Origin of the sequence: Halomonas zincidurans B6 (assembly GCF_000731955.1) — a bacterium.
Classification (GTDB): Bacteria; Pseudomonadota; Gammaproteobacteria; order Pseudomonadales; family Halomonadaceae; genus Modicisalibacter; species Modicisalibacter zincidurans.
Window position 1 is genome coordinate 2,224,865 of sequence record NZ_JNCK01000001.1, and the last position, 20,968, is coordinate 2,245,832.

16 protein-coding genes and 2 pseudogenes are annotated in these 20,968 nt (G+C 59.6%); 8 read left to right on the forward strand and 10 right to left on the reverse strand.

Features of this window, described 5'->3' with window-relative positions; genetic code table 11:
- Positions 1–471: 471 nt before the first annotated feature.
- The 3 genes from argA to HALZIN_RS0110510 all read right to left on the reverse strand — a co-directional run bounded on the left by argA (position 472) and on the right by HALZIN_RS0110510 (position 4,024).
- Positions 472–1,785 carry an amino-acid N-acetyltransferase gene (gene argA / locus HALZIN_RS0110500; protein ID WP_031384173.1) on the reverse strand — a complete coding sequence of 438 codons (1,314 nt, stop codon included), beginning with the start codon at positions 1,783–1,785 and terminating at the stop codon, positions 472–474.
- Positions 1,786–2,015: 230 nt separating this feature from the next.
- Positions 2,016–3,284, reverse strand: coding sequence for an inorganic phosphate transporter (locus HALZIN_RS0110505; protein ID WP_031384174.1), 1,269 nt, complete (start codon positions 3,282–3,284; stop codon positions 2,016–2,018).
- Between the two features lie 59 nt (positions 3,285–3,343).
- The gene (locus tag HALZIN_RS0110510) at positions 3,344–4,024 is read right to left on the reverse strand and encodes a TIGR00153 family protein (RefSeq protein WP_031384175.1); all 681 of its coding nucleotides are present in this window, start codon (positions 4,022–4,024) and stop codon (positions 3,344–3,346) included.
- Positions 4,025–4,124: 100 nt separating this feature from the next.
- Here HALZIN_RS0110510 and HALZIN_RS0110515 point away from each other — a divergent pair, with 100 nt between their 5' ends.
- From HALZIN_RS0110515 to HALZIN_RS17520, 7 genes are all read left to right on the forward strand, one after another.
- Positions 4,125–5,006 carry a CYTH domain-containing protein gene (locus tag HALZIN_RS0110515; RefSeq protein ID WP_031384176.1) on the forward strand — a complete coding sequence of 294 codons (882 nt, stop codon included), beginning with the start codon at positions 4,125–4,127 and terminating at the stop codon, positions 5,004–5,006.
- A 100-nt stretch (positions 5,007–5,106) separates the two neighbouring features.
- Entirely contained in the window at positions 5,107–6,480 is a 1,374-nt protein-coding gene (gene trkA, locus HALZIN_RS0110520) for a Trk system potassium transporter TrkA (RefSeq protein WP_031384177.1), read from the forward strand.
- A gap of 60 nt (positions 6,481–6,540) precedes the next feature.
- Positions 6,541–8,025: a TrkH family potassium uptake protein gene (locus HALZIN_RS0110525; protein ID WP_031384178.1), complete on the forward strand. Its 1,485-nt coding sequence runs from the start codon at positions 6,541–6,543 to the stop codon at positions 8,023–8,025.
- A 44-nt stretch (positions 8,026–8,069) separates the two neighbouring features.
- Positions 8,070–8,945, forward strand: coding sequence for an ion transporter (locus tag HALZIN_RS0110530; RefSeq protein ID WP_031384179.1), 876 nt, complete (start codon positions 8,070–8,072; stop codon positions 8,943–8,945).
- 214 nt (positions 8,946–9,159) lie between these two features.
- Positions 9,160–10,077, forward strand: coding sequence for a DeoR/GlpR family DNA-binding transcription regulator (locus HALZIN_RS0110535; RefSeq protein ID WP_231664776.1), 918 nt, complete (start codon positions 9,160–9,162; stop codon positions 10,075–10,077).
- Entirely contained in the window at positions 10,061–11,530 is a 1,470-nt protein-coding gene (locus HALZIN_RS0110540) for a sugar ABC transporter ATP-binding protein (protein ID WP_084173506.1), read from the forward strand. The genes HALZIN_RS0110535 and HALZIN_RS0110540 overlap by 17 nt, the downstream gene beginning before the upstream one ends.
- Positions 11,531–12,132: 602 nt before the next feature.
- Complete coding sequence (locus HALZIN_RS17520; RefSeq protein ID WP_084173508.1) at positions 12,133–13,047, forward strand: glycosyltransferase family 2 protein; 915 nt, start codon at positions 12,133–12,135, stop codon at positions 13,045–13,047.
- A gap of 12 nt (positions 13,048–13,059) precedes the next feature.
- Here HALZIN_RS17520 and HALZIN_RS17525 read toward each other — a convergent pair whose 3' ends face one another.
- Positions 13,060–13,569: a polysaccharide pyruvyl transferase family protein gene (locus HALZIN_RS17525; RefSeq protein ID WP_328286632.1), complete on the reverse strand. Its 510-nt coding sequence runs from the start codon at positions 13,567–13,569 to the stop codon at positions 13,060–13,062.
- Between HALZIN_RS17525 and HALZIN_RS0110545 the strand changes: the two genes are divergently transcribed.
- Positions 13,501–14,757 (forward strand): ISL3 family transposase, encoded by a 1,257-nt coding sequence (locus HALZIN_RS0110545; RefSeq protein WP_031384182.1) that lies wholly within the window; start codon positions 13,501–13,503, stop codon positions 14,755–14,757. The genes HALZIN_RS17525 and HALZIN_RS0110545 overlap by 69 nt on opposite strands.
- Here the strand turns inward: HALZIN_RS0110545 and HALZIN_RS17895 are convergent.
- The 6 genes and pseudogenes from HALZIN_RS17895 to HALZIN_RS0110570 form a co-directional block, all read right to left on the reverse strand.
- Positions 14,693–15,253: a hypothetical protein gene (locus HALZIN_RS17895; protein WP_150113108.1), complete on the reverse strand. Its 561-nt coding sequence runs from the start codon at positions 15,251–15,253 to the stop codon at positions 14,693–14,695. The two genes, HALZIN_RS0110545 and HALZIN_RS17895, sit on opposite strands and share 65 nt — an antisense overlap.
- A gap of 170 nt (positions 15,254–15,423) precedes the next feature.
- A pseudogene (locus tag HALZIN_RS17530) lies at positions 15,424–15,615 on the reverse strand (transposase domain-containing protein); the annotation flags it as partial.
- Between the two features lie 35 nt (positions 15,616–15,650).
- A pseudogene (locus HALZIN_RS0110550) lies at positions 15,651–17,203 on the reverse strand (IS3 family transposase).
- A 137-nt stretch (positions 17,204–17,340) separates the two neighbouring features.
- Positions 17,341–18,150 (reverse strand): SapC family protein, encoded by an 810-nt coding sequence (locus HALZIN_RS0110560; protein WP_031384185.1) that lies wholly within the window; start codon positions 18,148–18,150, stop codon positions 17,341–17,343.
- A gap of 120 nt (positions 18,151–18,270) precedes the next feature.
- Complete coding sequence (locus tag HALZIN_RS0110565; protein WP_031384186.1) at positions 18,271–20,043, reverse strand: beta strand repeat-containing protein; 1,773 nt, start codon at positions 20,041–20,043, stop codon at positions 18,271–18,273.
- Positions 20,044–20,251: 208 nt separating this feature from the next.
- Positions 20,252–20,863 (reverse strand): helix-turn-helix domain-containing protein, encoded by a 612-nt coding sequence (locus HALZIN_RS0110570; protein ID WP_150113109.1) that lies wholly within the window; start codon positions 20,861–20,863, stop codon positions 20,252–20,254.
- Positions 20,864–20,968 lie beyond the last annotated feature (105 nt).

Below are 20,968 nucleotides of genomic sequence, written 5' to 3' on the forward strand. Positions count from 1 at the left end.
TTGCCTGGGCATCCATGCCCTGCAGGTACACATCCTTGCTGGCTAGCAGTACCCGTCTCATCGCAACCTAAGTCACACATCGCGTGGAGCAGACGCTACCGAGCGGTTGGCGGTCTCGGCACAGGGTCGTGGAAGACCGCCTGGAGCCCGGTCGGGTAGTGGATCGAGCCGTTGAACCACTTCCCGTTGCTCGCCCTATATCATTGCGAATGGCGTGCCAGAACGATAGTTAATTATTTAATTTCAATAACTTAAAAATAGAATATCTGATTGCCGGAAGCTTGGCGCGAAGAAAGCATGGCAAGAAGCGCCATTGCACAGCGCAAACTGTCTGCAATCGAAGACACTCCCAGGAAGCTACGCACAAACACTTTTTAATTCATAAGCTTGGCGCGTATCCATTTAGCAACGATCGGGCAGAAGCGAGCATGACGGGTACAGCCCGAGCGCTGAACGGGCCTCAAGGCGGGCTCAATTCAGGCTTTTGACGAGGATCTTCGACTTGCGGGCATAGTTGTAGGCCTCGCGGCGTAGCGGCGGCAGCGATTCGATATCCGCCAGCCCGAAGCCGTGCTCGAAGAACCAGTGGGCGGTATGGGTGGTCAGCGCGAAGAGCGCGGCGATCCCGTCGCGCCTGGCGCGTCGCTCGAGCTCGGCGAGCAGCAACGCGCCGCGTGCACCGCCACGATAGTCGTCGTGCACGGCGACACAGGCCAGTTCGGCCATGGCGGCGTCGTTGAACGCATGCAATGCCGCGCAGCCGATAATCATGCCGTCGCGCTCGATGACCAGGTAGTCGTCGATCTCGTGCTCGAGGCGTTCGCGCGAACGCGCCACCAGCATGCCGCGCTCCTCGAGCGGGCGTAACAGCTCGAGCAGGCCGGCAATGTCGCCAAGCCCCGCCGGGCGCAGCTGCTCATAGCGATGCTGGGTGATCATCGTGCCCACCCCGTCGCGGGTGAACAGCTCGCCGAGCAGCGCGTCATGGTCGTGCCAGGAGATCAGATGGGTGCGCGCCACACCGTGCCGCGCCGCCTCGCAAGCCGCCGCCAGGTGGCGGGCCAGCTCGCTGCCGGCCGCGGCGGCCTCACCGAGCGGCCGGGCATCGCCCGGGGTCAGCTGGCGCTGCAACGCCCCGCTGTCGTCGCGCAGGCCGTCGGCCTCGCCGAGCAGGATCAGCTTGTCGGCCTTGAGCGCGACGGCGGCCTGCTGAGCCACCTCGGCGGCGTCTAGGTCGAACACCTCGCCGGTGCTGGAAAAACCCAGCGGCGGCAGTACCACCAGTGTGCCGCGGTCGAGCAGCGACTCGATGGCGGCGGCACGCACCCGGCGCACTTCGCCGCTGTGGTCGAAGTCGATACCGCCGCGCACGCCCAGCGGCTTGGCCATTACCAGGTTGCCCGACACCGCGGTCAGCTCGACGCCATGCAACGGCGTGTTGGGCAGCCCCAACGACAGCCGCGCCTCGAGCCACAGCCGCTGTTCGGCGGCGACACGCTCCACGCAGCGCATGATCGCGTGGTCGACGACCCAGCGCCCGGCGTGACGCTCGGCCACGATGCCCGCCGCGTCGAGCGCCGCGTCGACCTGCGGGCGGATGCCGTAGATCACCACCAGCCGCACGCCCAGGGTATGCAGCAATGCCAGGTCCTGGATCAACTGCTCGCCGCGCCCGTTGGCCATCGCTTCGCCTTCGATGAGGATGACGAAGGTACGCCCGCGATGGGCGTTGATGTAGGGCGATGAGTTGCGGAACCAGTCGACGAAGGGAAAGCGCGTGTTCAAGCCGGGCCCCCGGAGGCGGAATGTAGATAGCGACCACGCATCGCGGCGCATGGCGGGTAAGCAGCGACTATATCAGAGGGACTATATCAGAGGCGCGAAAACGGCGGCACCTCTCGGGTGCCGCCGTTCGGGCTTCGAGCGCCAGGTTCGGGGCGCTGTAAAGAGCGGCTTCGGGCTTCGGCAGCATTTAGCTCGCAGCTCGCAGCTCGCAGCTCGCAGCTCGTCGCTCGTCAGCCAAACATCCCCTTGAACATGAAGAAGAACAGGATCGCCAGCCCCGCTCCAGCCGGCAGGGTGATCAGCCAAGACATGATGATGGTGCCCAGCACCCGCAGGTTGAGCGCCGCCATGCCGCGTGCCAGGCCCACGCCGAGCACCGCGCCGACCAGCGTATGGGTGGTGGAAATCGGCAACCCGGTCCCCGAGGCCAGCACCACGGTGGTGGCCGCGGCCAGCGTCGCGGCGAAACCGCGACTCGGGGTGAGCTCGGTGATGCCGGTGCCGACGGTGGCGATCACTCTGTGGCCATAGGTGACCAGGCCGATGACGATGCCGCCACCGCCCAGCACCAGCACCCACCAGGGCAGCGCCGCGGCCTTGCCGATCTCGCCGCTGGACTGGACCACGCTGATCACTGCGGCAAGCGGACCGACGGCGTTGGCGACATCGTTGGAACCGTGGGCGAAGGCCATGGCGCAGGCGGTGAACATCATCAGCACGCCGAATATCCGCTCGACGCTGGAAAAGCCGAAGCTGTCGCCGCGACGCTTCTTGTCGCGATTGACGCGATTCTCGAGAAAGATCCCCAGCACCATGATCGCGACCCCGATGGCGATCGAAATCAGCAGACTCTCGATGAACGAAAAGTCGGCACCGACATGCGACAGCCCCTTGACCAGCGTGACCATCGATATGATGAAGCCGACCAGGAAGATGTAGCCCGGGACATAACGTTTGGCCGCGGCGAACGGGTCGCGGTTTTCGAAGATCAGCAGCTGCACCGAGCGGAACAGCACGAAGCCGATGGTGCCGGCCAGCAGCGGCGACACCACCCAACTGGCGGCAATCTTCCCGACCTTGGGCCAGCTCACCGCATCGAAGCCCAGCCCGACGACCGCGAAGCCGACGATCGCGCCGACGATCGAATGAGTGGTCGACACCGGCCAGCCGCGGGTCGAGGCAATCAACAGCCACAGCCCGGCGGCCAGTAGTGAAGCCAGCATGCCGTAGACCAGCAGTTGCGGTTCCTCGGTCAACAAGGTGGGATCGATGATGCCCTTGCGGATGGTCTCGGTGACCTGACCGCCGGCCAGCCAGGCGCCGAGGAATTCGAAGACCACCGCGATCAGGATCGCCTGGCGAATGGTGATGGCCTTGGAGCCGACCGAAGTTCCCATGGCATTGGCGACGTCATTGGCGCCGATCCCCCAGGCCATGAAGAAACCGAAGATGCTGGCGAGGATGATGAATACATCGCCGTACTGCGCAATGATGGACATAGGCACGCGTTCTTTAGGGTGGCGTGAAGCGAGACCGGTGCGCGTCGAGCGCCGCAGCCTCAGCGTGCGGTCAGGATCTGCAGACGGCTGCCGACGCGTTCGGCGCGGTCGGCGAGATCGCCAATCCAGTCGATGATGTTATAGAGGAACATCACATCCACCGGCGGCAGCTTGGCTTCGAGTTCGAACAGCTGGCGGCGAATGGCGATCTCCTGGTCGTCGGCCTGATGCTCGAGTTCGTGCAACTCGCGGATCAGGTTGTGCATGAGGTCGGAGACATTGCGGCCGAAGCCGGATTCGAGCAGCTCCTCGAGCTCTTCCAGCGCCTTGCGCGCCTGCGCTACGGTAGCCACGGCGGTACGCAGGTAGTCGCGCATCGGCTGGGCCATTTCCGCCGGCACCTGCATGCGCCGGCCCAGCATGATGCCGGTGATGTCCCGCGCCTTGTTGGCGATCTTGTCCTGCACGCTGATCAGTTCCAGCAGGTCGGAGCGCGACACCGGCAGGAACAACGTGTTGGGCAGGTTGAGCCGCAACTGGGTCTTGAGCATATCGGCGTCGTGCTCAAGATCGGTGACCGCTTCGCGATACTTGGCGGCCTCGTCCCAGTCGCCGGCCTGGGAGGCGTCGAAGAAGGGCAACAGTTGATCGGCGCACTCACTGGTCTTGACGATGTGCGCCAGCAACGGCTGAAACGGCGATCGCCCGAACAACGACGAGAAGGGGTTGGAAGTCACCATGAGCATCATTCGTCGGTTGGAAATGGCGGCGACAGTATAGTGACTGCGACACGCAACGTCATGAAAAATTAATCGCTTTTACTTGCAAGAGAGCGTCACGATGGCTAGGGAAATCGAACTCAAGCTGGTCCTGGGCGAAAGCGCAGCCCAGCGGCTCGCCGCTCATCCGCGTCTCGCCGGGCTCAGTGCACGTCGCGAAACGCTGATCAACAGCTACTACGACACGCCCGCCGGCGATCTGCAGCGTCAGCGCGTGGCGCTGCGCCTGCGGCGCACTCCGCAGCGCATCCTGCAGACTCTCAAGACCGCCGGCGAAGGCTCCGGCGGGCTCTCCTCGCGCGGCGAATGGGAATGGCCGGTCAGCGAGCAGGCTCTCGACCTTGCCGGTCTCGCGGCATTGCCGCCGATGCAGGCGCTCGGCCGCGACGTGCTGCTCGCTCTCGAGCCACGCTTTGCCACCGACTTCGCGCGCACCCGCTGGCTGGTCGAAGACGCCGAGACGACGATCGAGGTTGCCCTCGACCAGGGCGAGATCCGCGCCGGACAACGCCGCGTGGCCATCAACGAACTGGAACTCGAGCTCAAGCGGGGCGCGCCGAGCGAGCTGTGGCGACTTGCCGAGGCGCTCGCCGACCATGTCGCGCTGCGTCCGGCCAATGCCAGCAAGGCAGCCCGCGGTGCGCTGCTGTGCGATGGCCGCCGGCCGACCCTGGCCAGCGCCGCCGAGCGGCGCGCCGCCACGCCGCGACAACGTTGCGACCTGGCGATCGCCGCTCTCGATGCCTTGAGTGACAGCGGCGAGCGTGAATGCCTATCCCGGGCCCGGGAGGCCTTTGACTCGCTCGCCGACGATACCAGCCTGACCACGGCGATCCGCCAGCCGGCCCGCCGGCTCATCGACGCCCTCGCCGAGCCGCAATGGCTGACGCCCTCGTTCGGCCAGCACAGCCTCGCCCTGCTCGCTGCGCTGGATGCGCGTTGAGCCGCCCCCATGGGCAGTGCGCTGTGGAGCGCCCTTGTGAGAGCATGCAAGTCATGGAGTGGTTTACGGTGAGCCCAAACGATTGGTTTAGGAAAAACTTATGAAGATCGTTATCCTGGGTGCGGATCAGATTGGCAGCAGCCTGGCCGAGTACCTGGCGCGTGAAGGTAATGAAATTACCGTCGTCGACATTTCTGCCAGCCGGCTGAGCGATCTCACCGCGCGACTCGACATACGCACCGTAGAGGGCAAGGTGTCTCATCCGAGCGTACTCAGGAAAGCGGGATGCGATGAGGCGGACCTGTTGATCGCCGTCACCGATTCCGACGAGCTCAACATGCTGGCCTGCGAGGTCGCCAATACCCTCTTCAACGCCTCGACCAAGATAGCGCGCGTGCGCGACAATGATTACCTGGCGCACGACGAACTATTCTCGGAACGGGCGCTGGGAATCGAGCTTACCATATGCCCCGAGCAACTCGTCACCGATAGCATCTATCGCATTTTCGAATTCCCCGGCACCCTGCAGGTGCTCGATTTCGCCAAGGGCAAGGTCCAGCTCGTCGCCGTCAAGGCCATCTACGGCGGGTCCCTGGTCGGCAAGGAACTCTCCACCTTGAGAGAGCATTTACCCAGCGTGAACACACGCGTGGCGGCCATCTATCGCCGCGGCAAAGGGATCACCCCGCAGAGCGACACCGTCATAGAAACGGATGACGAGGTTTTCTTCATCGCCTCCCGCAAGGATATTCGCGCGGTCATGAAGGAGTTGCGCAGGGCGGAGCAGGGGTATCGTCGTGTGATCATCGCCGGCGGCGGCAACATCGGCGAGCGACTCGCAAAAAAGCTGCAAGGCGACCATCATGTCAAGCTGATAGAGATCGACGCGGCGCGCGCTCAGACCTTGGCCGAGCGCCTGACGGAAACGGTCGTGCTCAACGGCAGCGCGACGCGCAAGAACTTGCTCGTCGAGGAAAACATCGACGACTGCGATATCTACTGCGCGCTGACCAACGACGACGAAGACAACATCATGTCGTCGCTGCTGGCCAAGCGACTCGGCGCGCAAAAGGTCCTGACCCTGATCAACGACCCGGCCTACGTCGAGCTCATCCAGGGCGACAGAATCGACATCGCCATCTCTCCGCAGCAAGTGACCATCAGCAGCATACTGAGACATGTTCGGCGTGGCGATGTGGCGAAGGTTCATTCGCTGCGCCGCGGTGCGGCCGAGGCCATAGAGGCCGTTGCCCATGGCGATGCAGACTCGTCGCAAGTGGTTGGCCGCAGAATAGAGGACATTCCGCTTCCCGCCGAAACGATGATCGGTGCCATCGCTCGAGGTGACGAGGTCATTCTGGACCACAGCGACGTCGTCATCGAAACCGACGATCACCTCATACTCTTCCTTCTCGACAAGCGTCGCATCCAGGAAATCGAACGCCTTTTACAGGTCAAAGCAAGCTATTTTTAAGCCAGCCCAATGAACGGCCTACATGGCGTTGCGGGCAAATAGACCGCAGGAGATCCTCCTTTGCCCAGCCTGACTCGACGGCATGCCTCGAAGGCGGTTCACGCAATCGCCCCGGTCGCGAAAATACTGGCCGTGCTGCTGCTGGTGCTGGCGCTATTCATGTTGGCTCCGCTGATCCTCCTGACCCTGCAGGGCGCTCTGGAAGCCCGGGCGTTCGCGCTGTCGATCGGTATCATCCTGGCGGTTGCATTGCCCACGCTGGTATTGACCCGCGGCATCCCCATCGAGCTGCGCCCCGTCCAGATGTTCATCCTCACTACCCTGAGCTGGGTGATGATCTCCAGCTTCGCCAGCCTGCCCTTCATTCTGGGTACGCCCTATCTCTCCTTGACCAATGCCGTGTTCGAATCCGTTTCCGCCATCACCACGACGGGTTCCACCATCCTGGTCGGCATCGATGGATTGACGGACGGGCTGAAGCTCTGGCGAGGCATGATGCAGTGGCTGGGCGGCATCGGCATCATCGTCATGGCGATCGCCATTCTGCCGTTTTTGAAGGTCGGCGGGATGCGCCTGTTCCAGACGGAGTCCTCCGATTGGTCAGACAAGGTGCTGCCCCGTGCGGGTGGGATCGCCAAGGCGACTGGAGCCATCTACCTGGGCTTCACCGGTATCGTGACGATCTCCTACTGGCTGGCCGGCATGCTTCCCCTCGATGCCATCGTGCATGCCATGACCACGGTCGCCACGGGCGGTTTCGCCAATACCGATGCATCCTTTGGCGCCTATAGCAACCAGCCGCAAATACTCTGGCTGGCTTCGCTGTTCATGTTCTGCGCCTCACTGCCCTTCGTCATCTACATACGCGCGCTGCGCGAGACCCGCAGCGCCCTTTGGCGAGACCAGCAGGTCATCGGCCTCTGTTACCTGCTGCTGGTTGCCATAACGATTCTTACCGGCTACAGGATCGCCCAGGGCACGGAGCCTTTTGCGGCGCTGACCCAGGTCACCTTCAACGTGACTTCCATCGTCAGCACGACGGGTTACGCCTCTGAAGACTATACGACCTGGGGCGCACTGTTCATCGTCGCGTTCTTCTATCTGACCTTTATCGGCGGCTGCAGCGGCTCGACCAGCGGCGGCATGAAGATATTCCGCTTCCAGATCGGCCAGGTCATGCTGACCAATCAGTTGCGTTTTCTGGTGCACGCCAACGGCACCTTTCCCCAACGCTACAATGGGCGGCGCTTGCCGGATGAAGTGATCAGGGGGGTTATCGCGTTCTCGTTCTTCTTCTTCCTGACGATCGCCGGTCTCGCCCTCGGGTTGGCCATGTTGGGACTCGACATGGTATCCGCGCTCTCGGGCGCGGCCACGGCAGTGGCCAACGTCGGTCCCGGGCTCGGCGACGTGATCGGACCGGCCGGAAATTTCGCCTCGCTGCCCGATGCGGCGAAGTGGCTGCTGAGCATTGGAATGCTGATGGGACGCCTGGAGATCCTCACCGTGATCGTGCTGTTCACGCCCACGTTCTGGAAGAAGTAGACGCGCCTTCCCCGACGAGCGACCACATTGACAGGAGAGCGCCCTTGTCTTCTTTACGACCTGCCAAGGCAGGCCTGCGCACGAAGCTATTTCAGGTCATCTTCGAGTCGGACAGCCGCCTGGCCAAGGGCTTCGATGTCGTACTGATCCTGATGATCCTGGCCAGCGTGGCCGTGGTCATGCTGGATAGCGTCGAAGGCTATCGCGGTGCGTTCGGCACGCTCTTCTACGAGGCGGAGTGGGTCTTCACGCTACTGTTCACGCTGGAACTGGCGGCCCGCCTGTACTGCCTGGAGCGGCCCCTCAAGTACCTGACGTCGTTTTACGGCGTGGTCGACCTGCTGTCGATCCTGCCCACCTGGCTAGCCCTGCTGCTCCCCTGGGGCCAGTCGCTGCTGGTGGTGAGGCTGCTGCGTGTGCTGCGCATCTTCCGCGTGCTGCGGCTGATGCAGTTCGTCGGCGAGGGCCGGCTGCTGATCGATGCCCTGAAGAGAAGCTGGCATCAGATATTGCTGTTCCTGTTCGCCGTGCTGATGATCGTGATTATCTTCAGCAGCGTAGTGTATCTGATCGAGCCCCCCGAAGCGGGCTTCACCAATATCCCCACAGCGGTCTACTGGGGCGTGGTCACCCTGACCACGGTGGGCTATGGCGATATCACCCCGGTCACCCCGCTGGGGCAGTTCCTCTCGATGGTGGTCATGCTGGTCGGTTACTCGATCATCGCCGTGCCCACCGGGGTGTTCTCCGCCGAGGTGATTCGTTCGCTGCGCGAACAGCGCTACTCCAACGAGGCCTGCCCCGGCTGCGGCCTCGACCACCACGATCACGACGCCCGCTACTGCCGGCGCTGCGGCACCTGGCTCGACGAGGAGACCGAGGATCCGCGCCTCTCCGCCCGGGAAGACACGGACACCTGAGGCCGGCCCTGCAGAAGCAGGCGTCCCGGCTTGCGCGGGCCACCTGGCCGGGTGCGAGATGAGCCGGGCATCCGCCAAGCCCTCCTGCCCGGGACACCGCGAAACCGCGAAACCGCCTCATCCGACCCGGCGGCGCCCGAGTCCGCAACCGCCCGGGAGCCCGCCCGGAGCGCAACGCGGGCGCCCATGAAGGTCTTCCCTCACGCGACTCGCCGTGACGATCCGGCTCGATCACCCATACCAAAGTCTCGCGCATAAAGTTCAATGCGCAAAACCCCTCGTCCGCGCATATGATGATTCTCAATCACCTATGAACAAGCAGAATCATTCAGGCCAATTCATGAGCGAGTATGCGCGCCAAGCCAAGATCGAGCTGATCCTTCAAGAACGTCCTTTCATGTCGGTGAAAGAGTTAACGCACATGCTGGGCGTTTCGGCGGCCACCATACGCCGCGACATCGACAAGCTGGACGAAGCGGGACTGGCACGCAAGGTGTACGGCGGTATCGCTGCCATCGAGTCGGCGCACCAGCGCGCCGTCGCCCTGCCCTTTTCCGACAACCGCGACATCGCCGTCGACGCCAAGCGGGCCATTGCCCGCGAGGCCAGCCAGCGGGTACGCGAAGGCAGCTTGATCGTCGTTCACGCCGGTTCGACCTGCTTCCACTTCGGCGTGCTCATTGCCGACTGGAACGTGCGCATCCTGACGCACTCGATGCCATTGGCCGCCTATCTGTCCGAGTTCGGAAGCTGCCAGTTGACCTTGGGCGGCGGCGACCTGCATCGCGAGCCGGGGATCCTGCACGATCCGGCCGGCGACGACCAGACCTTCTTCGCTTCGCAGTTCTTTGTCGGCGCCCTCGGGGTCGGCGCGCAGGGCATCCTCGAATCCCATCCGCTGCTTGTCCATTTCGTGCAGCACTTCGCCGACCGGGTCAACGAAGTCGTGCTTCTCGTCGATAGCCGCAAGTTCAAGGAGTCCCCTCCCCTCGTGGCACTGCCCTTCCGGCGTGTGTCGCACCTGATCACCGACGACGGCCTCGACGACAACGATGCAAAGCTGCTGGAGAGCCAAGGCGTTCGCTACACGATCGCCAAGACGGCGGGAGGCGTTGATGAACAAGAGCGATGAACCTCTCCTGGAGATGACCGACATTTGCAAGACCTTCGGAGGCGTCAAGGCGCTGCAGTCCGTGGCGCTGACCGCCTGGGCCGGTGAGGTGCATGCCCTCATGGGCGAGAACGGCGCGGGAAAGTCCACCCTGATGAAAGTCCTGTCAGGTGCCCTCGCTCCCGACAGCGGTGGCGAAGTGCGCGTCGCGGGCCGCGTGATGCCGACCGGCGATACCCGGCTCTCGAAGGCTCACGGCATCGCCGTCATCTATCAGGAGCTCTCGTTGGCGCCGAACCTGACGGTGGCGCAAAACATATTCCTGGGCGCGGAAAAGGCGCGCGTCGGTGTCGTCGACCGTCACGCCATGCAAGCGGAATCACGGCCGATTCTCGACAGGCTGGGCATCGGCTTTTCTCCCGAGACGCCCGTGAGCCGCTTGTCCCTGGGTGAGCGCCAGCTCGTGGAAATCGCAAGAGCTTTATCCACCGATGCCCGAATCATCGTGATGGACGAGCCGACGACCTCGCTGTCGAGCCGCGAGACCGAAAACCTCTTCAGGGTCATAGAAGGGCTCAAGCGCGAGGGCATCGCGATCATCTACATCTCTCACCGCATGGAAGAGGTCTATCGCCTGTCCGACCGGTGCTCGGTACTACGCGACGGCACCTATGTCGGCACGCTTGAACAGGACGAACTCGATGCCGAACGCCTGGTCGCGATGATGGTCGGGCGCGATATCTCGTCCTTCTACAAGAAGGCGCATGAACCTGCCGAAGCGAATCGCAACGTGGTTCTCCGCGTGGAAAACATGGGGGACGGCAAGACGGTCAAAGGCTGTTCCTTCGATGTGCACAGGGGCGAGGTCCTGGGCGTGGCCGGACTCGTTGGTTCGGGGCGTACCGAGCTGCTGCGCCTGATTTACGGCGCCGACCCCGCCACGAGCGGCAAGGTGGTCCTGAACGGTGAAACCGTAACGCCGAAATCGCCGCGTGATGCCCTCGACAAGGGCATCGCTTACCTCACCGAGGACCGCAAGGCCCTGGGGCTCTTTCTCGACATGTCCATCTCCGACAACGTGAGCATGGCCGTGGCCGAGCACGATGCCCGACCTGGCGGCATCCGCAATATCGCCGCCGCCGCCGAACGGGCGAAGAAGGCGATCGGAAACCTCGCCATTCGTACGTCCTCGCCCAGGCAGGCCGTGGGCGCCCTATCGGGCGGCAACCAGCAGAAAGTGTTGCTGGCACGCTTGCTGGAAGCCAACCCGAAGGTCCTCATGCTCGATGAGCCGACGCGCGGCGTCGATGTGGGTGCAAAGTCCGAAATCTATCGCTTGATAGATGAGCTGGCGAAGCAGCAGGACACCGCCATCGGAGGTGATCTCACCGCCGTCGAAACCGGCGGTGACCTGGCGGCCTTTACAGCGTGGAAACGAGGCGGTCGGCATGGTACATTTCGTCATGGCGGTTGATGCGGTTGATTCTTGTGTAGGAGCTTGAATTATAACCGATTTTCAGCCGCTTTTTTCATGTCTGATGAAATATCCGGGATAGCCCGGCGTGGCTGGTGAGGGTACGGCGACTGGCGCGAAACGTGACGTTGGGCATGGCACTGTCTGGGTGAATGACGATATTCGCTATATTGCCATGCAGGTCAGTAGGTTAGAAGCGCTGCAGGGGGTCAGTCTCACGGATTCAGGTATAAGTCAATCAGTTAGGAACATTGAAAGATGTCATCAAATGCTGCGAGAACCGCATGGTCTCGCAGCGCTAGAGCCCGACCGTCCCGTCACCCTCAACCGCCTCGATGCAGCTTGAAATCAGGATCGACCGCAAGGAGAATCACGCGCCGTCAGCCTAAAGGCTTTCGTGGGTGGGAACTTGTTCCCGATTTGGCGCAGGCTTCCATCGCGTATGAATTCGCTTCCACGAAACCCCGATTCGAGGATCTTATGGAAGGAACCTGGGCCCCGATGATGCAAGGTGGAGGGGGGTGAGAGTGACCTCGAGTCCTATCATTGCCAAACCATCTGAGGCAAAATAACATGCACATATACTCCACAAAACTCATATTATGAATAGCCAACCTGAAGCTTGCCCACGAGTCTCCATTGTCATTCCCAGCTACAACCGCTGGCCACATGTATGCGAAGCAATCGATAGTGTTATCAAACAGGACTATGAAAACATAGAGTGCATCGTTGTCGATGATGCATCCACCGATGGTAGCTTCAAGAAAATAGCACAGCACTACTCTTCCGAGGAAAAGGTATCCGTAAGAGAATTATCTAAAAATGCGGGGCAATCTGCTGCTAGAAATTTTGGAGCGCGGCTGGCTACTGGGGAACTGCTATGCTTTCTCGACTCAGACGACCTTCTTCTTGAAGGCTCTATAAAATATAGAGCCTCAGCATACATAGAGACCCAAAATTACAAGGAAATCGTTGTTGGGGGAAACATCACCTCAGAGAACAAGACCCTAACATTGCCCTCACCGAAAGAAAGATTGGACGCAATTTCTCTGAACGAATACCTCTCCGACCGGGGATGGATTCATACCAATACGATAATGATGCCCACACAGGAATTCTTAAAACTCAAGGGCTTTAAAGAAAACTTGCGACAAAAAGAAGATATCGAATTTTTTATTCGCGCCCTTTGCCACATGAAAACTCGATACTGTGGCTATGCTACTTCTCAGATGCGATCAGTTGATCATCACCGTGCAAGACACGATTATGAACATATAGCCAAGCAAGGTTACGGCTTTTTAAACGCAATAAAATCAAATCAACTGCTTAAAGAGCGAGTCTCGCCAAAAATACTGTCCGATTTTTTAAAGCTAAACCTAAACTCCTACTTAAACGCCCTGTACAAGCTTAAAAGATACTCCGAATTTCGTAGCGAGCTTGTAAAGGCCAGGAAAAACGGCGATATAAAAATAACAAAAAAAATTGCAAAGAGATATATGGTATCTCTTGTCAAATAGAATATACTATAGTTACCGAACCATAACCCCTGCACTCTTGAGATATTCAGGGCCAGGCATTAAGAAATCCTCTTCCATATAATTAAGCGTTACAGGGCTCAGGCCAACCCCTGACATGAATTTTCCCTCAAACCCCTCTAATGGCTTAGGCAAATCTATTCCAATAGAAGAATAATAGTCTTTAAATTTCAACAAGGATTCATGAATAGGCTGTACAAACGTAACAGGTCTCTCTAATGCATGCGAAAACACAATGCCATGCAGAGATGAGCTAAATACGTGTTCAGCGCTTAGTATTTCACGGCATATATCTTCAGGAGAAGCATCTATATCAACCATCTTCATATTGCCTTTGCCTTCGATCTTTCTATAATAGGCTCTTCGTCGTTGGGTGTGGAATTCGTCCCTTGAACTGGGCCAGGATATGACCTCCACATGGACAGGAGGCAGGACATGAACAGTACGCAGATTCTGACCCTTGGCCTGGGCCTTGAAGCACCTTGGACTCTCAAGGATCAGCACCTGGATACTGCCGTGTCACCTCACCGTCTGGACCTCCATGTCGAAGCCGAGCGAGGTAGTCTTTACCCCTGCCCTGAGTGCGGCAAGGCCTGTCCTGCGCATGACTTCACCACCAGGACCTGGCGCCATCTGAACTTCTTTCAGCATCACTGTTACCTGCATGCTCGGGTGCCCCGCGCCAAGTGTCCCGAACATGGCATCAAACGTGTCGAGGTGCCCTGGGCGCGTCCCGGGAGCGACTTCACCCTGCTGTTCGAGCAGGCCGCCATGGCCCTGGTCCGGGAGATGCCGGTGCTGGCCGCCGCCCGCCTGATCGAGATCACCGACAAGCGTCTGTGGCGCATCGTGCATCACTATGTCGGTTGCATGCTCGAGCAACTCGATTTATCCGAGGTCAAGGCCGTGGGCTTGGATGAAACCGCGGCCAAGCGCGGCCATCGTTACGTCACCGTGTTCCTCGACATGCAGCGCAAGACCGAGCCCGTGCTCTTCGCCGTGCCGGGCCGTGGCAAGGCCACGGTCGAGGCCTTCAGCGACTTCCTGGCCGCGCATCAGGGCGATCCCGGCAACGTGCTGGAGGTGGTCTGCGACATGTCGCCGGCGTTCCTCAAGGGTGTGGAAGCGCAGTTACCCAACGCCGAGGTCACCGTTGACTGGTTTCATATCGTGCAGACCTTCACGCGCGCCCTGGATGAGGTCAGAAAGCGTGAGCGGCGCGAACAGCCACACCCCAAGCACCTGCGCTGGGCCGTCCTGCGCAACGCGGAATCCGACAACCTGACGCCCCACCAGATCACCGCCTTGCAGGAACTGCTGGCTGACGAAAGCGCCACGGCCGATGCCTGGATCATCAAGGAGAAGCTGCGCTGGATTCAGCAGGCGCCCACCCCTCGCGGGGCCCGCTGGCGGATCACCCACTTCCTTAATTTCGCCCGGGAGGCGATCGCGGACAAGGCCCTGTTGGCGCCGGTCAGGAAGGCGTTGAACACCCTGGAACGGCATGCCGACCGGGTCATTCGGCGCTGGCTATCGGCGCTGACCAATGCACGACTGGAAGGGATGAACAGCTTGTTTCAAGCCGCCCGATCACGGGCTCGCGGGTACCGCAACGAGGGCTACTTCATCACCATGATCTATCTGATTGGCAGCCCGGTGGGGAGCCTGCTGGATCAGGCCAAATCCACATGAAACGTCGAAGAGCCCTATAATATCTCCTCTCTTTATAATGAGGTATAAAAATCACTTTACCTTTCTCCGGCTGGATTGACTCATCACTGTACATAAAACGCACAAGAAGCCCTGGATCCATGAGGAAGCTCACATTAGATACGTCATATCCTTTTTCTTTAAACTCATCATACGTTATTGGTCCTCGAAGGCCAAAAATCTTTACATCGCTCTTTTTTTCAATATCATCAGCTTTCCCTTGAGTACCAACCCCGCAAATTACATCTCCATCTTTAACCCTATGAGAAACGGAGCCTATCATTAGCAACCGCCGCCCTTCCTGTGAGATATTTACCGGGCTGGCGTTATATTTAGACTCAATAATGTTTCTGTTTAAGATATCGCCCGCGTTACCAGTCTCGAAATATTTAAACCCATCCCGCCTGACCACGTCTCTAATCTTTATTTTCCACTTAGGCATTACTCCATGGTGCCAATAATAAGCTCTAACCTTCATAAAATATTTTCTCTATATGGGTCATGTGTATTTTTGATTTATCACTTATCGAAGCTATAACCTGGTGACTTGGTGGTGGAGCAGAATACCAGCGACACCCGCCAAACGTAACCACAAGGCCCCGCTTGAGCCAGACGCAACGTAAGCGCCGTTAAACCGACCCACTTGCCCTAACCGTATTGAGCCACTTTTTTTGAAGCGGGCAGCGTCGCGTTCCAGGGCAAGAGTGTTTCGAGTTGTTCGAGGGTAACCGCATCGGCTATGTGCGTTAGCACATGGTGAATATAAGCGGATGGCTCCAGGCCGTTGGCCTTGGCGGTTTCGATCAGCGAGTAACAGGTGGCACTCGCTTTAGCCCCTTGCGGGCGATGCCTGTCAAGCTTGTTGGCACCTGTAATCAGGCGGCTTCTAATCGCTGATCGCGTTGAACCAGCGGGTCTTCCTGGTCCGGGTTCAGCCAGACCGCCCGGCGCGGTGACCAGTTGCGAGTGGCACCGCTCCAGCGCCCTGGGCTCCGGCGTTTGGCCTCGGCATAAATGGCGTCTCGCCTGGCCAGCACTTCATCATCCTGGCCAGCATGCCGCTCACCCGGGGTGACGAACCGAATGGCGCTGTGGCGATGTTCGTGGTTGTACCAGTGCACGAAGCGCGTCACCCACTGCTGCGCTGCTGACAGGCTCTCGTAGCCGTCCTTCGGGTAGTCGGGCCGGTACTTGCAGGTTCGAAACAGCGACTCCGAGAAGGCGTTGTCATTGGAAACCCGGGGGCGGCTGTACGACGGAGTGATGTTCAGCCGCTGCAGTGTCGCCTGGAGCGTCGAGCCCTTCATGGCGGAGCCGTTGTCGGCGTGTAACACCCGCGGCTGGTTGATGCAGCCCTCCCGCAGCACGGCGCGCTGTATGACCTCGCTGCTGTTGGCCATGGACTCCTGGTCGAAGACCTCGGCATCGACGATCTTGCGGCTGTAGATGTCGACGATCATGTAGAGGTAATAGAACTGCCCACGCACCTGAGTCGGCAGATACGTGACATCCCAGCTCCAACAAGTATTGGGACGTGTCACGCGGTGCCGCTGCGGATCGTCCTTGGGACGTGGGGCACGAGCGCGACCGCGAGGATGCTGTTCGCCATGCGCCCGGAGGATGCGGTAGTAGCTGGACTCTGACGCCACATAGCGGCCGTCCTCGTCCAGCAGCCGCGGCACAATCTGACCAGGCGGCAGGCTGGCGAACTCGGGACGATGGCAGGTCTCCAGTACCTGCTGACGCTCCTCCGGCGACAGCGCGTGGCGCGGGACGGGCCGCACGGCCTGAGGCCGGCGATCCTGATCGCCCCGTATCCAGCGGCGGTAAGTGTGGGTACCGATGCCGAGTTCAGCGCATGCCGGTTGCAGGCGTGCCCCTTGGGCACGCGCTTCATCGATCAGCTTGATGGCATCCTGGCGATCTGAGGGGCTGATCATTCGTCCTCGTCCCCCCAGATCGCTCGGGCCTTTTTTCGCAGCGCCAACAGGGCCGCGGTTTCTGCCAGCGCAGCCTCCTTGCGGCGTAGCTCACGCTTGAGCTCCTTGTTCTCCTGGCGCTCCGCCTTGCGGGCGTCACTCTGCTGCTTCGAAGCGGCATCGCTCCGGTCGTTGGCGCCTTCGCAACTCGCCCGCCAGCGCTGGATCTGCTCGGGATACAAGCCACGCTGCCGGCAATACTCGGCTCGCTCGGTCTCGCTGAGGGCCGCCGTCTCCAGCACGGCATGGAACTTGTCCTGCGAGCTCCAGCCCTCGGGATCATCGCTCTGGTCAGGTAGCAAACGGCCCGCTTGGCGAGCCTTCTTGCGCCAGGTGTGCAGCGTGGCTGCAGAGATGCCTTCTTCCTGGGCGACCTCCGACATCGTGCGGTTGTTCGGCGGGAGCAGCTTCTTGAGGATGGCTTCCCGGCGTTCATCGGAGTACTTCATCGGAACCTCGTCACGCCCCACATCGTTCAGAGTCTAACAGCTGCTGAGGCTCCAACTAGCTTGACAGTGGGGGGATCGTTTGCTGTTTCACGTCTTGCTTTGCCATAAAGTGGCTCCTTGGTGATGATTCGGCAGGATCAATCGCCAAAATCGAAGGTCAAATCGTCGTCATCACCTCCCAACAGGTTATCGATATTCTCGGCTTCCGGCTGGCCTGTCTGCTGCTTGGCGTGAAACTTCGCTCTCTCAGCCAGTTGCGACAGCTGGCTCATGGAAAACAGCTGGGCATAGGCCAACGCCAACGCACCATGACTACGTAGATTGGCGAAGCTTTCTGCGTCCAACTCATTCAAGGCCTTCTCGTTGATGCGATACAGCCCCTGCACCGTGAGCGGTTCCTGCCCTTCCCCGCGTTCGAGCTTGAGCGGCCAAGGCTCGATCAACCCGCTCTCGCCCAATACACGACTGGCCGCATGGGTGACCTGCCGATTCTTGTCGCATTGGGTGAGGAAGTTCAGCGTCTGCTGGACCTTGTCGGTCAGGTTGCCTTCTTCGTCGAACAGCGGTTGGGCGGAAGGCTCGTCGGTCAGACTGTCCTGCTCGATCGCCAGCACCGGCTGGTCGTTGTCGGCCTTGGCCATCCGGAAGGGATAACCCCACAGGATCGACGGCACGTAGCTCGCCAGCCAGCGACCATCGGAATGCACATACAGGTTACGCTCCCCACCCAGCCCGGTCAGGGCGACGGGCTGATAATGTTGATGAGAGCTTTGGTGAGAGCCTTCGCCCTGCTGGATAAAGCCCAGCGTGTAATGCGGCAACAGCTTGGTCAGCTCGGCGATCAGGATCGGCACGACCTGTTCCTGGGCGGCGAAGCCATAGCCCTGGCGGGGCCAGAAGTAGCTGTCGGCGTGTTGGGTGCGGGATACCGCGATCCATTGGCTCATGCGGTTTCCTTTGGGTTGGCGTGGAACGAGAGTTCAGGAGATTTTCGCGAGGTATCGCCATAAAGAAAACCCCCAGCCGAAGCTGGGGGTTTCGTTCGAAAAGTCTGTTTAAAACTTAGCTTATACTGCAGGAGCAGTATATGCGTCGTTGTTAGCAGACAGGTCGTGAGTACCGACGATCTGGATAGCAAAATCAGCGTCGTCATACTGACTGTTGCCGCTAGTGTCGGAGAATGCGTAGGTATTATCTTCGAACTGGAAGAACACACCAGTAGACGCTGCACCGTCAGCCGCTGCGGTGGCGAAAGCGTCATTAAGGCTGGTGGCCTCGGAAGCGTCAACCGAAGCATACGCTCCCGTGATGCCGGTCAGCATATCAGCGGTAATATCCGCATCTCCGTCGATAGTGCTGTCGAAGTTGGTGATGACATCCATGCTGCCGTAGGTAGAACCACCAGCGACGTTCAGCGTGTCGACACCATTGTCGGCGCCCAGCGTGATGGACTCTTCAACAGCCATCACGTTGGTGTAAGTCAGCTCACCGGTCATGGCAGACGCATCGACGGATGCGAAGGTTTCGCCTGCGCTATTATCGAAGCTGAAGTTGCCGTTGCCCGACAGGTTCAGCGTGTCGGCAGTGACTGCAGAATCAGCATCTGCAACAGTCAGCGTGACAGTACTAGCCGTGTTTGCATCAACGGTTGCGTCATACTGAGAGGCCACGTTGACTGTGCTCGCCACATTTTCAGTAAGATTCAGCGTCTGCGCTGTGCCAGCGTTGTCGCCCTCAACAATCACTGATTGTTGAGCTGAAAGGTTGCTGACAGTCACGTTCGCAGCGGAAGCAGTGAAAGTGAACTGGCTATATCCAGACAGCTGAGCGGCATCAACGGTGGCATCCGCAGCGGTGAACTCAAGACTCTCGACATTCTGAAGGACGCTGAACTGATCGTAACCCTGGGTGCTGAAGCTTGAATCGGACAGGACGACGGTGTCGTTGCCTTCACCGCCATCGATGCTGCCTGAAACGGTAGCCAGGCCACCCACAAGAATGCGGTCGTCTCCGGCACCAGCGTTCACGGTAATGCTTTCTGCGCTGTTATTAGACAGGTCGATGGTGTCATCGCCGGCACCGGCTTCGACGGAAGTTGCTGCGTTGAGCGCACCGAAGTCGTCGTTGCCTGCGCCACCCATGACATTGGTCACGTTATCCAAAACAGCATCTGTAACTGTGATGTTGCCAGTTGACTCAGAGGCGTTGAAGGTGACCTCGCCATCCACATCAGAACCAATGCTACCGCCCGCAAGGGTCAGCTCGCCGGAAGCTGCAACAGCAAAAGTAGCCAAGTTAGCTGCAAGAGCGGGAGCTGTCCCACCGGTCAAGCTAAGGGTAGAGGTACCCTTGGTGGTGGCATTCAATGTGTCGACGGCATTGGAAGCTGCGGTGATATTGAAATTCACCATGGAATCCTGCAGCGCCACATTGACAGTCGAGCCGGAAGCCACGGTCAAGTTGGTAAATACAAGACCGCCGGTGGCGTTTGCATCTTCGCTATCGGTAAAGCTAACCGTCTGGTTAGCGGTCAAGCCAGTAACGCTAGGCGCTGACGTCGTACCTACAAAGTTGATCTGCTCAAGGCCATCAAGAGTAGAAACATCGTAAGTAGCGGACGTGTCACCCTCAACACTCAGCACTTCGATGTTGGAAATGTCACCGTTAATAGCATTTGCAGAGCTAGCATCGATGCGAAGCGTGTCACGGCCAGCACCACCATCGATAGAATCGAAATTATTGAAAACGTCGACTTCGGCCGCCAAGAAGGTGTCGTCGCCCTCAGTACCGGTCAGATTATCGACACCTGTAGTGAGCGTCCTAGCATCGGCTTTAAGCAACTAACTGTTTTAATTACCCTTTTTCCCTGCTTCAACAGCCGTTTCTGGCGTTTCCCATCACATTTCCACTTTTATCCGCCACACCGCCTCCCTTCCGAGACCGCTATTTCAGCCTAACCGGCTGTTTTTATTGGATTCCTATCGCTTTCCACTTTTCCATCACATTTCCACTGGGCTGTCCCAGGCCGTTGGCGCCGAAATGTCACGGTTACTCCCTATCGGTGTGTCTTTGACGCTTTTCGACCCGATGGCTCGCCGTGGTCTCACCACGCAGCTTTTCGGCCAGTGAGGTCGGTATTAGTTCCTCGTTCGGTTCGCCGGGTAGCGCCTCACCTTGTTGCAGGGCGTCGATGGCTGCCACCGCGCGCGGACGCACCGTCACCGTCAGATCCTGAACGATGGGTATCCAGTCGATCTGGATGCCACGCTGATTCAGCTCATGGCGCATCGTGACCATGACATCGGAGCGCATGATGCTGGAGGGACGCTCGCCGCGGGTAACGATCGGCTTGGTCAGTCCGAGGGTGTCGGCAAACGCCTGTTGGTTCAGATTGAGCGCGGCACGGGCGACCCGCATGGCGGTGGCATCGAGATGCTCCCCGGTGGTGTACAGCCTTACGCTGTCCAGGGTGCTGAACACATCGATCTCGACGCCGTGCTCGCGCATGACGTAGATCAGCCGCACCAAGGTATCGGCACGCATCGCCATATCGGGTTTTTCGTTGCGAGCGATCACGGTTTTGGTCACCCCCAACGCGGAGGCCAGCTCTTGTTGGGTCAGTTGGCAGGCCGCACGCGCCATGCGCAGGGCGATGGCCAAACGGGTCGTTTCGTACATGGTGTCTTGACTCCAGGATCGATTGGGCTAATATGCCACTAAATACATCGATAGATAGCTTTTGTGACTTATCCGCCAATTTAACAA

Bases quoted from the DNA above. Each gene is read 5' to 3' on its own strand.
- HALZIN_RS0110540 (WP_084173506.1), top strand. From the start codon at position 10,061: ATGAACAAGAGCGATGAACCTCTCCTGGAGATGACCGACATTTGCAAG.
- HALZIN_RS0110505 (WP_031384174.1), bottom strand. From the start codon at position 3,284: ATGTCCATCATTGCGCAGTACGGCGATGTATTCATCATCCTCGCCAGC.
- HALZIN_RS0110560 (WP_031384185.1), bottom strand. From the start codon at position 18,150: ATGAGCCAATGGATCGCGGTATCCCGCACCCAACACGCCGACAGCTAC.
- HALZIN_RS0110545 (WP_031384182.1), top strand. From the start codon at position 13,501: ATGAACAGTACGCAGATTCTGACCCTTGGCCTGGGCCTTGAAGCACCT.
- HALZIN_RS17895 (WP_150113108.1), bottom strand. From the start codon at position 15,253: ATGAAGGTTAGAGCTTATTATTGGCACCATGGAGTAATGCCTAAGTGG.
- HALZIN_RS0110510 (WP_031384175.1), bottom strand. From the start codon at position 4,024: ATGGTGACTTCCAACCCCTTCTCGTCGTTGTTCGGGCGATCGCCGTTT.
- HALZIN_RS0110515 (WP_031384176.1), top strand. From the start codon at position 4,125: ATGGCTAGGGAAATCGAACTCAAGCTGGTCCTGGGCGAAAGCGCAGCC.
- trkA (WP_031384177.1), top strand. From the start codon at position 5,107: ATGAAGATCGTTATCCTGGGTGCGGATCAGATTGGCAGCAGCCTGGCC.
- HALZIN_RS17520 (WP_084173508.1), top strand. From the start codon at position 12,133: ATGAATAGCCAACCTGAAGCTTGCCCACGAGTCTCCATTGTCATTCCC.